The 14,062-nt window shown below is 51.0% G+C and carries 12 protein-coding genes; 7 read left to right on the top strand and 5 right to left on the bottom strand.

Features of this window, described 5'->3' with window-relative positions; genetic code table 11:
* Positions 1 to 11: 11 nt before the first annotated feature.
* From Q0W37_RS01590 to Q0W37_RS01575, 4 genes are all read right to left on the bottom strand, one after another.
* Positions 12 to 857: a nucleotidyl transferase AbiEii/AbiGii toxin family protein gene (locus Q0W37_RS01590; RefSeq protein ID WP_297698119.1), complete on the bottom strand. Its 846-nt coding sequence runs from the start codon at positions 855 to 857 to the stop codon at positions 12 to 14.
* Complete coding sequence (locus Q0W37_RS01585) at positions 854 to 1,438, bottom strand: type IV toxin-antitoxin system AbiEi family antitoxin domain-containing protein (RefSeq protein ID WP_297698117.1); 585 nt, start codon at positions 1,436 to 1,438, stop codon at positions 854 to 856. Before Q0W37_RS01585 ends, Q0W37_RS01590 begins: the two co-directional genes overlap by 4 nt.
* Positions 1,439 to 1,675: 237 nt before the next feature.
* Positions 1,676 to 2,515, bottom strand: a complete 840-nt coding sequence (locus Q0W37_RS01580) for a sulfite exporter TauE/SafE family protein (protein WP_297698115.1) — start codon at positions 2,513 to 2,515, stop codon at positions 1,676 to 1,678.
* 11 nt (positions 2,516 to 2,526) lie between these two features.
* Entirely contained in the window at positions 2,527 to 3,600 is a 1,074-nt protein-coding gene (locus Q0W37_RS01575) for a serine hydrolase (protein WP_297698114.1), read from the bottom strand.
* 111 nt (positions 3,601 to 3,711) lie between these two features.
* Between Q0W37_RS01575 and Q0W37_RS01570 the strand changes: the two genes are divergently transcribed.
* The 6 genes from Q0W37_RS01570 to Q0W37_RS01545 are packed head-to-tail and all read left to right on the top strand — an operon-like array spanning position 3,712 to position 11,627.
* Complete coding sequence (locus tag Q0W37_RS01570) at positions 3,712 to 6,342, top strand: hybrid sensor histidine kinase/response regulator (RefSeq protein WP_297698112.1); 2,631 nt, start codon at positions 3,712 to 3,714, stop codon at positions 6,340 to 6,342.
* Positions 6,339 to 7,439, top strand: a complete 1,101-nt coding sequence (locus Q0W37_RS01565; protein ID WP_297698110.1) for a BMP family ABC transporter substrate-binding protein — start codon at positions 6,339 to 6,341, stop codon at positions 7,437 to 7,439. Before Q0W37_RS01570 ends, Q0W37_RS01565 begins: the two co-directional genes overlap by 4 nt.
* Positions 7,423 to 9,981 (top strand): hybrid sensor histidine kinase/response regulator, encoded by a 2,559-nt coding sequence (locus Q0W37_RS01560; protein WP_297698108.1) that lies wholly within the window; start codon positions 7,423 to 7,425, stop codon positions 9,979 to 9,981. The genes Q0W37_RS01565 and Q0W37_RS01560 overlap by 17 nt, the downstream gene beginning before the upstream one ends.
* Positions 9,978 to 10,514, top strand: coding sequence for an NUDIX domain-containing protein (locus tag Q0W37_RS01555; protein WP_297698106.1), 537 nt, complete (start codon positions 9,978 to 9,980; stop codon positions 10,512 to 10,514). The genes Q0W37_RS01560 and Q0W37_RS01555 overlap by 4 nt, the downstream gene beginning before the upstream one ends.
* Positions 10,493 to 11,383, top strand: a complete 891-nt coding sequence (locus Q0W37_RS01550) for a patatin family protein (RefSeq protein WP_297698105.1) — start codon at positions 10,493 to 10,495, stop codon at positions 11,381 to 11,383. Before Q0W37_RS01555 ends, Q0W37_RS01550 begins: the two co-directional genes overlap by 22 nt.
* Position 11,384: 1 nt before the next feature.
* Positions 11,385 to 11,627 carry a DUF1653 domain-containing protein gene (locus Q0W37_RS01545; protein WP_297698103.1) on the top strand — a complete coding sequence of 81 codons (243 nt, stop codon included), beginning with the start codon at positions 11,385 to 11,387 and terminating at the stop codon, positions 11,625 to 11,627.
* Between the two features lie 2 nt (positions 11,628 to 11,629).
* On the opposite strand, the gene Q0W37_RS01540 is transcribed toward Q0W37_RS01545, so the two are convergent.
* Positions 11,630 to 12,541, bottom strand: a complete 912-nt coding sequence (locus Q0W37_RS01540) for a DMT family transporter (protein WP_297698101.1) — start codon at positions 12,539 to 12,541, stop codon at positions 11,630 to 11,632.
* A 214-nt stretch (positions 12,542 to 12,755) separates the two neighbouring features.
* Between Q0W37_RS01540 and Q0W37_RS01535 the strand changes: the two genes are divergently transcribed.
* The gene (locus tag Q0W37_RS01535) at positions 12,756 to 14,033 is read left to right on the top strand and encodes an O-acetylhomoserine aminocarboxypropyltransferase/cysteine synthase family protein (protein WP_297698099.1); all 1,278 of its coding nucleotides are present in this window, start codon (positions 12,756 to 12,758) and stop codon (positions 14,031 to 14,033) included.
* Positions 14,034 to 14,062 lie beyond the last annotated feature (29 nt).

Genomic DNA, 14,062 nt, shown 5'->3' with positions numbered 1-14,062 from the left:
AATTTTTTAGGCTACGATTTCATCACTTTTTCTAGCAAATTGCGGGTGGCTTCAAAAACGGCTTCAAAAGAAATTCCTTTGGTATAGTTAAAGTTTGAACTATACCTATTCCACAGTCGTCGAACATTATTGCTCTGTTCGACAATATTCAATCGCTGGGCATATTCCTTTGTCACCACATCTGTGGACTTGCGATGTTCTGCGGTCGCAAGCAGGGCGTGCTTTAAGGTCGGGACATCAAACTCAACGAGTTTCGTGAGCATATATACATCGTAGTAGTCACGGGGGCGCGTGTTGAATTCGTCCCTTGTGATGATTGTCTCCAGTTTTTCGGCGAGAATGTTTTCGACTGGGTACGACCAGGCTTTGATGAGCGAATTGTCGAAATTTCTTTTGAAAAACATTTGCTGGATACCGGGATAGATGCTGTCTCCCGCAGTAATATCCATTGTCAGTGTACCACGTATTTCACCATAGCTTACATTCAAAAATGCACGGAGGCCTTGGTAATCGTCTTCTTCGCGAATACGTTCCAGATGGTCTAATTCAAAAGTGAAATCGTCCTCGACAGGAACTTGACAAACATGCGTGAGTGCCGCAGTCATCGCGGATTCGTCGATAGGAAAGTTCTTGACGGTCGTATCCACATCCATCGTTGTCCTTGCCTGAAAACCGATTAAATTGGAAATCAGGTATCCGCCTTTGAGAATGAAATTGTCTACGTAATCGGAATGTGCTAAGCGGTTGACGAAGCATTCCATATAGTAGGTATGTAACATTTGTTGTGGACGGAGATTCAGTTCAATGGCGCGGGTCTTGATAAAGGACTTGAGTTGCATCGCGTTGCGAGTTTTCAAATCAGCACCTCCAGATACGGGCGAATTTTATTCTCAACATTGAACATTCGAGCGTAATCCGTCAGTTTCCAGATTTTTCGATCCTTTGATGCCATGTACCTTTGCAAGGCGGGAATATATCTTTCCTTGTTGAAGTCTTTTCGGCTGTGGAGCAGTTCGCACAAGGTCCGTTCGATGCAATAAACCTTCAGGGGGTTGCTGTAGAACGATTGGATTTCTTGAACGCCTTCGTTTAACAATTCGGCAGGGGTCTGACGCACCAAGAAGTTCCGCCACAGTTTTTTTGAGTGGTAACCCTTCGGGACGGTTACCGTAAAAATTTCAGGAAGAAGGTCACTGTATCCGGTCAAATAAAGTGCGGTCTCGTTGGAATACACCACTTTGTCGCTCAACACTTGCGGAATGTAGTATTCGTCTTCAACCACGTTAGCGAATGCGTACAGTCCGTAGTTGACCTTCTTTATTTTTCCGGAATCCTCCAGATTCTTCAGGTCGTACCTAGAAACACCGTGCTCCAGGCACTGTTTAAGGGAGAAATACCCCCTATTGGAAAATTTTCGCATTTTCTGCATCGTTTCCATACTCCTAAATATAACATCTTATACATTTAAAATCAATAATAAGTGTATAAGATGTAAATTTTTGTGTTTGGCAATTTTGCCATGCCTTTAATATATCTTCGGCACAGTTCCCCCGTCAAGCCCAATCGCTTTACATCGAAAATGCGTCCAAAATGGCGATTTTGGTCGAATTTCGAAGATTTAGGGGCCCAAAGGGGCCGATATTAACGAGAAAAAATTTTTAGCAAAGTGAATGCGTTATTTCACAATCAAGTCCACCACGAGTGCGATGGCCATGCCGATACTGCAGATGCTGATAAAGCGCTGGATGAACTTGTTGCCTTTCTTGCGCTGCAGGAAGCTGCCGAAGTAGCCGCCGACCCAGGCCCCGCCTGCCATGATGATGGCGATGGGCCAGTTGATTTTTCCCGTCATGCCGAGGGCGAATGTGCTAACCAGCAGGAAGACGTTGGTGAGCGCGTTCTTGAGGGCGTTTATCTGGACGGGGGCGAGTCCCGTGTATCGCGTAAGTCCGAAAATTTGTACGAAACCCACACCGACCTGCACGATGCAACCGTAAAGGGCGATGACGAAAAATCCAAGCGCCCCTTTGAAAGTCAATTTTTCGGGAGGATTTTCAGGCGGCTTTCCGAGAATGTTCTTGTTCAGGTTGCTCATCACGACCACAAGGCAGATGACAACAGCGAGGATTGCCTGGAAAAGCTTGTCTCCGATGCGCACCAAAAAGCAGGCGCCGAGGAGTGCCCCGAGGAAAGTGGGAATCAGCAGCTGGAAGAACAGCTTTAAATTCAGGTAGCCGTGACGGGCGAGGTTGAGTGCGCTGCTGAAGTTCCCGATGATAAGCCCGATGCGGTTCGTGCCGTTTGCGACGGTGGCGGGGAGACCGAGGAATATCATGATAGGAAGGCTCAACGTGGAGCCACCGCCCGCGATGCTGTTGATAAGGCTTACGACCGCGCCTAGAACGAAGTAGGCGGCGTAAAGGGCGATATGTGCGGCATCAAGTTCCATTGCAGGCGTAAATGTAGAAAAATGGATCCCGTCGCTACGCTCCAGGATGACATGATCGTGTCGCAATCTACGATTAGCTACTCAAAGAATGCGTCGGAGAGCTTTGCGCGGAAGGCGTGGATGCGGTCGGCGTTTGCTTCGCGGTGCGGATAGGTGAAGTTGCTGAGCAACACCACGGCGGCACCCTGGTCGGGGTCGGCGACGATGCTTGCGCCGGTGAATCCTGTCTTTCCGAAGGTGTGTGGCGACACGTGCGTTCCCATGAACTTCTCGCTGTTCAGTTCCCAGCCGAGGGCGGTGCAGGCGTCCTTTGCGGAGGAATACTTGCTGGCGGAGGGGAGCGCAAAGGCGTTTTCGCTGACCATCTTCAAGATGCCTGCGGGGGCGACCCGCGCGTCTTCAGCAGAAATACCGTCGTTTAAGATCATCTGTACAAAGTTCAGCAGGTCGGGCACGCAGCTGAACATGCCTGCGCTACCGACAGGGAAAAGTTTCCGCAGCACCCAGGCGCTTTCGTCGTGGATTTCACCGCAGATTTCGCGGCCCCTGAAACTGCAGATTTCCGTCGGCGAAATTTCGCTTTTGGGAATCGGATTCCAGTCGCGTGAGAGCGGATCCCAGCCGGAACGCGTCATGCCGAGCGGAATGAAAAAACGCTCGCGGCCCTGTTGCTGCAGGTCCTTGCCCTTGAGCCGCTGCAGGATGATTCCGAGCAACACGCTCGCGGGGTTACCGTAGTTGAAGTCCGCGCCGGGTGCCTTTTCAAACTGGTACGTGTAAAGCGCATTCAGGATTCCTTCTGCAGGGAGTGTACGCAACGTTTTCATGGGAACGCGGTAATCGAGGCTGTGGGTCAACAGGTGAAAAATGCGGATGTTTTCGCGGTAGTTTGTCTGTAGTTCGGGAATGTAGTCGATGACCTTCGTGTCTACCGATAGCGATCCTTCAAGAATGTAACTCAGGGCGAGCGTGGACGTGGGGCAAACCTTCGTGAGCGAGGCGACGTCGAACACCGTGTTTTCGGGTGTATTGAGCGAAATGATTTCGCGATGACCGTCGGGCAGAATGAATCCGGCGACCGCCTTGTTGAAAATTCCTTCGGATTCTGCCGTCTTGAGCAGACCTGTCAATTTTTCTCTGTCGAACTTCATACCCCTAAAATACAAAACATTCCCTTAAAATGGCGCGTATTGGGGGACTAAATCCGTCTTATTCGGTTGTCGGTGTCGCCGGTTCCGATTTAAAACTTATATTTTTGACGTATGTTCTTTAGAGCCATCGAAAACGAAAAGCGTCTTTGGGTGCAATTCTGGTTAGTTCTGCTTGCCGTTGCAGTGGGAGTGTTTTCACTGCTGTTCTACATAAAGTCTGTCTATCAGGAAGCGATTCGCGAAAAGACGGAGCAGACCTTTATTGCCTCGAACGAAAAGGATGCCGCTGCAATCGAGGGCTTTTTGAACCGTGGCGAAATGGTGCTGAATTCGACGAGCCGATCCGTCGAAAATTTTTTGCAGCAGAATGCGGCGCATGCGCAGATTGAATCCCTGTTGGTTGCGGAATTTGAATATCACCTTGGACAGGAAAACAATATCATTTGGAACCTGTTCGGCGTATTTCAGGATGAATTCTACAGTGGAAGTAAGTGGACTCCTTCCGTAGGCTACGTTCCTTCGCGGCGTCCCTGGTATCAGGAAGCTTTTATGGCCCGCGGAAAGGTGGGCCTTGTGGCCCCGCATATCACTCCGCCCGAAAATGTCCAGGTGATTTCGCTGAGCAAGCGCCTGTACGACAAGAAAAGCGTTCTCGCGGTAGACCTTTACCTGAAGGACTTGCAGGCCTGTGTCGGGGAATGGCAGTATTCGGACATGTGGATGCTTCTGGACAAGAACGGGCTCGTGGTGACGCATTCCAATGCGACGCAACAGGGACGCAACTATCTGTCGTCGGATTATTGGAAAACCGAAGAACACAAACTTGCCCGTGTGATTCTGATGAAAAAGGGTGAACCGTTCGTGTTCAATTACGGTGGCAAGGACTACCTTGTCATATCGTCGCTGCTCAAGGACAGGTGGTTTATGGTTCGCTTTGTCGATAGCGAAGCCCTTTGGCACGACCTGAAGGTCGCCTCTATGAAGATTGTAATCTTGGCGGTAGCCCTTTATTTGCTGTTTGCCTTTGTAATGGGACTTTGCTTTGTGGGCCGTATCCGAATTTTGCGGGCTAACCGTTCCAAGTCGGGTTTCCTGAATAACTTGAGCCGCGAAATCCGCACGACGGTGACGGGGATGATTGGGTTGAACGCCGTTGTCTTGAAGGAGCTTCGCGATAAGGCCTTGAAGGAGTGCGTGAAAAACGTCCAGAGTGCGGCGCAGGGCTTGCTTTCACTAGTGAACGACGTGCTGGATGTGTTCAAAATTGAATCCGGGAAAATGAGCATCGTCTCGATGGAGTATGACGTGTTCTCGGTGCTGGTGGATTGCTATGACGAAAATTTCCCCAAGGCAAAGGCCAAGAATTTACGCTTTGTCCTGGACTGCAATCCCGATATTCCGTCTAGCCTTTGGGGCGACGAAACTCGCATCCGGCAGATTCTGAACAACCTCCTTTCGAACGCCATCAAGTTTACCGAGGTGGGCGAAGTGACCTTGTCGGTGAACTTTGAACGCTTGCCCCCGATCGGAAGCATAAAATCCGATGAATACGTGATGCTCAAGTTTGTGGTCAAGGATACCGGCGTTGGCATTCGCAAGGAAGACTTAGACGGTATTTTTGACAAGTATCTTTCCGATAAGGAATCTCCGGAAATGCTGGAAGGCATGGGGCTTGGCCTGAGCCTTACCAAGGAACTGGTTGCCAAGTGTGGAGGGCAGATTACCGTCAATAGTCACTTTGGCGAAGGTTCTTCGTTTACGGTCAAGATTCCGCAGCTTGTGCTGAGCGTAGAACCGATGGGCGATTTCTTTATCCGCTACAGGAACGCGTCTCGTAAGAAGGCTGATGGTGCGGACCTTTTCATTGCTCCCGAGGCACGGGTGTTGGTGGTCGACGACGTCGAAATGAACTTGAAGGTGCTAATCGGCTTTATGAAGGCTACTCAGGTTCAGGTGGATACCGCCGTGAGTGGGGAACAGTGTCTGTTGCTTGTGCAGTCCAGACATTACGACTTGATTTTCCTGGATCATCTGATGCCCGTGATGGATGGGCTGGATACGTACAGGAAGATGGTTGCTTTGGAGGTGTCTGCGAATCGGGATACTCCGGTCATTGCGCTCACGTCCGAAGGTTACGACGATTCGAAGGAATCTCTTTTGGCGAAAGGCTTTACGGACTACCTGCCTAAGCCCATCAAGGAACGCGATTTGCTGAGGGCGCTCAAGTGGTACCTGCCTAAGCAGAAGGTGCTTTCTGCAGAAGACCTACTGAATTCCCCTGCTGACGAAGACGCCTTGCGTGAGGCGATTCAGCATAGTAGGGTGGATCAGGACCTGAAGGTGTCTAATGACGACGTGGAACTGGTGCCGGTGACAAGTGCGAACCCCGTGGCAAAATTTGATTCGCTACAGGAAATTCTCGATGTCAAGGCGGGACTTGATTACTGCGCCGAAGACGCTGAAATTTATATGGAAATGCTCCAGGAATACGTCGGATCCCCGATTTACCGTAACGTCGATACTTGCTTCAAGAATGGCGAATGGGACAACTACCGTTTTTATGCACACGTCCTTTGTGATGCGTCTGCTGCAATCGGGGCTAGTGCCGTGGCGGAGGCTTTCCGTGAACTGGAAAATGCTTGCCGCGAGTCCAGGATGAACTTTGTGCGAGCGCACCATGAACTTGCCATGGCGATGCATGCGGAATTGATCCATAAGATTCAGAGGGGGATAGAACCGTGATTCGTTGGATTGGAATTTCTTCGGTGATCGTACTTCTGATTATGGCGGGAATCCTTGCCGTGCGCGATCAGGATTTTGAAAGGTCCGATTCCAGGCAGAAAAGAGGAGTCGCTGTCGTGATGACGGGCTTTAGCGGTGACCACAGCTGGAATGAATCGCATTATGAGGCCCTGGAACGTGTCGCGGAACGGTTGAATCTTGAAATGGACTACTGCGAAAATGTCCCGACGGATTCGACGGCGAGTTCCATTATGGAAAAGGCAATTCGTAATGGTGCAAAAATTATAATAGCGAATTCGAACGGGTACGGAAGTATGGCGCTGAACGTGGCGCGTAAGCACCCCGAGGTGAGTTTCCTCCATGCGACTGGGGTACGTACGGCTTCTAATTTGTCGACCTTCTTCGGCCGTATTTACCAGATGCGCTATTTATCGGGGATGGTGGCCGGCGCAAAGACGAAGACGAATAAGATTGGCTATATCGCGGCCTTCAACTATTCTGAGGTGAATAGAGGAATCAACGCCTTTGCTCTTGGAGTGCAGAGGGTGAACCCGGAGGCAAAGGTCTATGTAAGTTGGAGTAATTCCTGGGGCGACGAGTCTATGGCGGCCGATGCGACGCGCGACTTGATCGATAAGCATAAGATTGACGTATTGACGGCTCACGTGAACGCTCTTTCTCCCTACGAAATTGCGGACGAAAAAAATATATGGATCGTGGGCTACAACAAGGATAATTCGGCGCGTTTCCCGAAACATTTCTTGACCGCTCCAATTTGGCATTGGGAGGTTATATACGAACCTTGCATCAACGATGCCCTGCAGGGAAAGCCCATGGGGAAAAATTATTGGCTCGGGCTAGAAAGCGGGCTCATCGATCTTGCGCCGATGTCGGAGCATGTTCCCGACAGTGTGCGTCAAATGGTGAACCGCGAATGGGAACGTCTAAAGTATGGAACGTTTGATGTGTTCCAGGGGCCTTTGGTGGACAATCATGGTGTTTTGCGTGTCGAAAAGGGTGAAAGTATGACAGACGATGATTTGCTCAACCATTTCGACTGGTATGTCAAGGGAGTTGTCGATGGACTTAAACCCTAGATCGACTCGGTTCAATTACAGGCTGGTGGTATGGATTGCCATAGTCACCTTTATTCTTTGCCTGATGTGCATTTTGCTCCGTGTAAAGCTGGATACCCTGATGGATGCCTACGCGATGCGTCAGCTGTCGCGTCAGGCGTCTTTGATGGCGGAACTTGTCAACGAAAAAGTCCGTGTTCGCTTGGATGCTCTTTCGGTAATGGCGAAGCATATCGAAGACGACTTCGAACACATGGATTATGTCGTTAGGAACAGCCAGAATGACGAAGAAGATATTCGCTATGGAATCATGTCGTTAGAGGGGGAACTTTTTGTAGATAATCCAGAGGACCAGATTTCGGTGAGTGATTTTAGGTGCGTCGTGGAATCGTTCCACGGTAAGCCATCCGTCTGTTTCCGGCACGGAAAGGGACTTTTGCTCAGTGTTCCCGTTTATCATGGCCGTAACGTACGCTATGTCTTGTTCAAGTTACACTACGGACATTCGATGGATGGCTTTTTCCATACGGACTGCGTCCGTGAAAAATGCTTTGCCGCTGTTTTGAATGACGATGAAGATGTGGTCCTGGAGGCGCTAAAGGGAAAATGGTGGAATGATTCGGCCTGGCAGGCCCAGGATTACAACAAGATTTACGGCGACCTGAAGGTGATGCTCAAGAAGACTTCGGTGGCGGTATCGGGTGGCGAAGTCGATGGCGAACGCTACTATTTCTACCGTGCAGACTTGATGCGTCCGGAATTCTCGCTTGCGGGGATGGTGTCCAGGGCGCATATCGCGAAGGGCATGAAAAGCATTGCCTTCCTGGTTTTCTGGGTCGTGGGCTTGCTGGTGCTGCTATTCTTGATGGTGCTTGTCGTCTGGTTCATGATCGACCGTAAACACCGGGAGCGTCGCCGGACGGTTGAAAATGCTGTTCCCATGGAACGCCTGCGCCAGGAACACTTGGCGCTGTTGGAGCAGGTGGGGCAGGAAATTCGTTCGCCCGTTTCGGGAATTATGGGAATGGGATCCGTTATTCGCCGCGAAAGTTCGGATGCGTCTGTAAAGGAATATGCCCATGAAATGCAGGATGCAGGACAGAGCCTGCTTGCCCTTGCGGACAACTTGATCGACTATTCCAAGGCGGCAACCCATGAACTCGAAATTGTTCCGGCGGAATACGACCTGTTCGCGATTTTGAGCAGTTGCTTTACGATTGCGCGCAATAGGAACAAGAAGTTCAACTTTACCTTGCAAGTGGAGCCTTCGCTTCCGACAAGGTTGTTGGGCGACGAAATGCGCCTGCGCCAGATTTTTGGAAATATTTTCTGGAATGCGGAAATGCTTTTGCCGGCAGAAACAGCAAAGATTGTCGTGGGGTTTGAACGTGACGTTATCGGCTCTGCCGACGAGATTTCGGACAGCTCGGTCACCTTGACGATTACGGTGCCTGATTCTGGACATGGCTGGACGGGAATCGGCCTGATTCTTGTAAAGCGGCTTGTCCACTTGATGCAGGGGGAATTCCGTGAAGATGGAACTCTGGATGGTTCGCCTGCGTATGTGATTGCGCTGCCGCAGAAGGTGGTGAAGTATGAACCGATGGGTGACTTTATGCGCCGTTACGAGGAAATGGTGGCGACCACGGGAAATGGGGGAAAGCATTTCTATGCTCCGACGGCATCTATCCTTGTGATTGACGAAGTTCCCATGAACCTGCGCGTTATCGAGGGAATCTTGAAGGAAACCCACATTTGTCTCGATGCGGTGAGTAATGGAATGGAGGCTATCGAAAAGTTCAAACGCTCCTATTACAATATCGTATTCCTGGACCATACGATGCCGGTCATTGACGGAATGAATCTTCTGTCTATTATGAAAAGCTTGCCGAACCATCCGAATGCGAGTTCCCCGATCGTGATGCTTACCGGCCTTGCCGATACGAAGGCTCGTGAGATTTGCAAGCAGGCGGGTTATGCCGATTTCTTGACGAAGCCGATACGTGAAGACGCCTTGTTTACCATGTTGCTCAAGTACCTGCCGGAAAACTTAATTCGTTGGTACGACTCGGATACGGACGAGGATTTGACCGTAAAGGAAAATACGTTGGAACGTGAAAAGTCCTTGAACGGATTGATCGATGGTGTGGATCAGGAATTGCGCGATGCGGGGACCATGGCGGCGCAACCTTTGGAAATGCCGTCCTTGCCGGATGATCTGGAGGCCATGAGGGTAGAAGGCCTGCTGAATGTCCAGGTGGGAATGGAGTGTTGCGAAAGGAACGTGACGCTTTATCGCCAAAAGATAAAGGCCTTTGTGGAACGATCCTGCATCGATGAATTGGAGAGGTTCCTGAAGGCGGAAGATTTTGAAAATTATCGCCTGATGGTGCGAATTCTCAAGTCGAGAGCTCTTTTCATAGGGGCGATTGACATTGCGAGCCGCGCGAAGTCGCTGGAATTCGCCTGTAACGGGGGCGACTATAGTTATGTGCATGCTTACCATGACGAAATGATCTTGAAATACACCGACCTGCTGCGGTCTTTGAAGGAACGTATATGACAGAAGAACAGATTGACGTGTTGAATGCGGATGGATCGCCTGCCGGATTTTCTTGCGGACGTACTCGAGTGCATTCCGAAGGTCTTTGGCATCGCACGGTGCATATCTGGGCGTTTGACGGTAAGGGACGGATTCTGTTTCAGCTGCGTAGCCGCGTCAAGGAGAATAATCCGGGGCTTTTCGATACGAGCTGTGCGGGGCATATTTCGGCGGGTGACAGCAGCGTGAACGCCGCCGTGCGCGAACTCAGAGAAGAACTGGGCGTGCAGAAAAGTTCGCGCGACCTCGAATATGTATTCGAGGCTAAGCACGAAAGCGTGCTTAACGGCGGCTCCTACCTCGACAATGAATATTACGATGTCTACAAGATAACGCTCTCGGACGTTGAGGTGGAATCTCTCGTGCCGCAGCCGGGTGAAGTCGACGGATTTGTATGGATGACGCGCGAAGAATTTTTCGCAAAGCACAAGCTGCATCCGGAAAAGTTCGTGGAACACCCGAAAGATTTCTTGTGGCTGATGGAGAATGCCTGATGGCGATGTATAGGAATGTGGCGCTCGCTCTCGAAGGGGGTGGTATGCGCGGGGCGTATCTTGCGGGAGTCCTGGATGTCATGCTCGATAACGGACTCCAGTTCGGGGGCTATTCTGGGACATCGGCCGGGGCCACGCATCTCTGCAGTTTCTTGTCGGAACAGCGCGAAAGGAACAAGCGCCTTGACGTGATCCATTCGGCGGACAAGCGGTACATGAGTTGGCGCAACATGATCCGTACGGGTGAATTCTTCGATTACGATTTCTGCTACAACCAGATTCCGCGCGTGGTCGATCCGTTTGATTTCGAAAAATTCCGTGAGAATGCCGCCGTCTCGGATTTTTACGCGGTGGCAACGAACCTTGAAACGGGCGAGGGTGAGTACCTCTTGACGCGAGACCTCGACAAGACCGAAGACATGGACAACATCCGTGCGTCGGCCTCCCTTCCGCTGATGAGCCACATTGTGGAACTGAACGGAATGAAGCTTCTAGACGGTGGTATTGCCGATAGTATCCCGTTCGAAATCATGGCGCAGAAGGGCTTTGAAAAGCAGGTCGTTATCGTGACGCAGCCCGAGGGCTTTATCAAGAAACCGAACTCGATGATTCCCCTGTTCAAGATTCTTTACCGCAAGTACCCGAAATTTATCGAGGCGGCACGTACGCGCCACATTCGCTATAACCAGTGCCTTGAAACGCTTGATGAATGGTGCAGGCGCGGAACGACTTTCAGAATCCGCCCGACCGAAACGTTCGATATTTCACGCCTCGAAAAGGACAAGTCGAAACTCGTGAAACTCTACGATATGGGTGTGCGCGACATGAAAGCCCTTATGCCAAGCCTGATGGAATTTCTGGAAAAGTAATATGTCAAAAGCAATTGCCGGCCACAGGTACCGCCACTATAAAAAAGAAACGATGACCTATACGGTCATCGAGTCGAACGCGCTCGATTGTGAAACGGTCAAGCCTTTGGTGGTTTACCGCAGCGAGTACGAAACGCCCGACCACCCGAAGGGCACCTTGTGGGTGCGCGCCCGCGAAGACTTTGAAAGTCAAGTGACGCTTGCCGACGGTACCCTGGTCGATCGCTTTACCGAAATCGAGTAATTCTACTTCCGCTTGAATTCCGCCAGAAGCATTCCTATGATAATGGCACCGGCTCCTGCAATCGCGATGGGCGTAATGCGCTCTCCAAGGGCGATCGCTGCCGTAATCATGGTAATCAGGGGCGCTACATAGCCGTAGTTGCTTGCTAGAACCGTACCGAGTTGTTTCAGTACGTTATTCCAGATAAGATATCCAAATAACGAACAACATACCGTAAGGCACAAAAAGTTAAAAGCGACAACCGGCTCCATAAAGTTCTGCCACGGAATGTCAAGTACCTTCGAAATGTCTCCGTGCGCCTCGATGAACAAGGCGGGGATAGACATCAGTGTTCCGTAGAAAAACATCTTTCGCGTAATGAACAGCGAATTGTACTTGCCGTTCAACTGCTTCACGACTAGCGAATAGATCGCCCACATGACTCCGGCGCTGCAGGCAAGCAAGTCGCCTACGGGCGAAAGCTTCAAGACGAACTTGCCGTTCAACACCACCAGCACCATGCCGACAAATGTGACGAGGCATCCTAGAATCTGTCGCTTTCCAAGGCGTTCGCTCTTATAGAAGATTCCTCCGAAAATCAGAATGAGCAACGGGTTTGCGCAAATAATGAGTGCCACATTGCTCGACGGCGAAAATGAAAGTGCCGTATTTTCGGTCCAAAAATAAAGTGTACAGCCTGTGATGCCGCTGATGAACAGAATCAGTTCATGTTTCCAGTTCTTGCTGCGGAATTGCTTATGGCTTGCCGCTAAAAGGATTAAGTAGGTAATCGCAAAACGCAACGAAAAAATCTGCACCGCCGAAAAGCCATGATTCAGGAGCACCTTCGTGCTCACGAAACTCGTGCCCCAAAAGGTGATGGTGATAATGGCGAGCAAATGCCAAAAGGCGAGACTGTTGCGACTGGGTATCATCGAAAACAAAAATAGTTTTTTGTTGCGAATTTCAGTGAAATTCTAGTTATAGTAAAAAACTATAGGTAGGTATCGGAATAATGTATGCGGGTATTTGCATAAACGCATTGACGCGCAATAGCATTTTTCTATATTTGCCTATACAAAAAATATGTTAGTCGCCGGAAAATGGGCTGCTATCTATATTTAAACGAGTTTTTAACAAGAGGCAAAAATGTCCAAGATCGAAACTTTGTGCGTACAGGGCGGCTGGCAGCCGAAAAACGGCGAACCGCGCGTCCTCCCCATCTACCAGAGCACCACTTTCAAGTACGAGTCCAGCAACGCGATGGCCGACCTGTTCGACCTGAAGGCCAGCGGCTACTTCTACACGCGCCTGCAGAACCCCACCAACGATGCCGTGGCATCCAAGATCGCGGCCATGGAAGGCGGTGTCGCTGCGATGCTCACGAGTTCCGGTCAGGCGGCGAACTTCTTCGCCGTGTTCAACATCTGCGAGGCGGGCGACCACTTCATCAGCACCAGCGCCATCTACGGCGGTACGAGCAACCTCTTCAGCGTTACCATGAAGAAGCTCGGCATCGAATGCACGTTCGTGGACCAGGACGCGAGCGATGAAGAAATCGAAAAGGCTTTCCGCCCGAACACCAAGTGCTTCTTCGGCGAGACGGTGGCAAACCCGGCTGGCAAGATTCTGGACCTCAAGCGCTTTGCGGATATCGCCCACAAGCACGGTGTGCCGATGATTGTCGATAACACGTTCCCGACTCCGATTCTCTGCCGCCCGATTGAATTCGGCGTGGACATCGTGACGCATTCCACCACCAAGTACATGGACGGCCACGCCATGGCAGTCGGTGGCTGCATCGTGGATAGCGGTAACTTTGACTGGGAAGCCCATCACGACAAGTTCAAGGGCTTAACCGAACCGGACCCGAGCTACCACGGTCTTGCCTACACGAAGGCTTTCGGCAAGGGCGCCTTCATCACGAAGGCTACGGCCCAGCTCATGCGCGACCTCGGCAGCATCCAGGCTCCGCAGAACGCGTTCCTGCTGAACGTTGGCCTTGAAACGCTTCACCTGCGCATGCCGCGCCACTGCGAGAACGCTCTCGCCTGCGCGAAGTTCCTGCAGAACCACCCGAAGGTGGCCTGGGTCGATTACGCGGGCCTCGAGGGCAACAAGTACCACGAACTTGCCAAGAAGCAGTTCAAGGGCGGGCTCCCGTGCGGCGTGCTCACGTTCGGCATCAAGGGTGGCCGCGAAAAGAGCATCCAGTTCATGGACAGCCTCAAGATGATTTGCATCGTGACCCACGTGGCCGACGCCCGCAGCTGCGTGCTGCACCCGGCTAGCCACACTCACCGTCAGCTCAGCGACGAACAGTTGATTGAAGCAGGCGTTGCACCGGACCTGATCCGTTTCAGCGTCGGTATCGAAAATGTCGAAGACATTATCGCCGACCTCACGCAGGCTTTGGATAAAGTCTAATTAGAAAACTTTGTTCAGAATAGGGCGCT

The sequence above is a fragment of the uncultured Fibrobacter sp. genome (assembly GCF_947166265.1).
GTDB lineage: Bacteria > Fibrobacterota > Fibrobacteria > Fibrobacterales > Fibrobacteraceae > Fibrobacter.
Note: the sequence above shows the minus strand (reverse complement) of the source record. Positions and strands in the feature narration are given on the sequence as shown.

What these genes read in the sequence shown, in the direction of transcription:
- Q0W37_RS01585 (WP_297698117.1), bottom strand. Translation starts at nt 1,438, where the DNA reads ATGGAAACGATGCAGAAAATGCGAAAATTTTCCAATAGGGGGTATTTC.
- Q0W37_RS01575 (WP_297698114.1), bottom strand. Translation starts at nt 3,600, where the DNA reads ATGAAGTTCGACAGAGAAAAATTGACAGGTCTGCTCAAGACGGCAGAA.
- Q0W37_RS01570 (WP_297698112.1), top strand. Translation starts at nt 3,712, where the DNA reads ATGTTCTTTAGAGCCATCGAAAACGAAAAGCGTCTTTGGGTGCAATTC.
- Q0W37_RS01560 (WP_297698108.1), top strand. Translation starts at nt 7,423, where the DNA reads ATGGACTTAAACCCTAGATCGACTCGGTTCAATTACAGGCTGGTGGTA.
- Q0W37_RS01555 (WP_297698106.1), top strand. Translation starts at nt 9,978, where the DNA reads ATGACAGAAGAACAGATTGACGTGTTGAATGCGGATGGATCGCCTGCC.
- Q0W37_RS01545 (WP_297698103.1), top strand. Translation starts at nt 11,385, where the DNA reads ATGTCAAAAGCAATTGCCGGCCACAGGTACCGCCACTATAAAAAAGAA.
- Q0W37_RS01540 (WP_297698101.1), bottom strand. Translation starts at nt 12,541, where the DNA reads ATGATACCCAGTCGCAACAGTCTCGCCTTTTGGCATTTGCTCGCCATT.
- Q0W37_RS01535 (WP_297698099.1), top strand. Translation starts at nt 12,756, where the DNA reads ATGTCCAAGATCGAAACTTTGTGCGTACAGGGCGGCTGGCAGCCGAAA.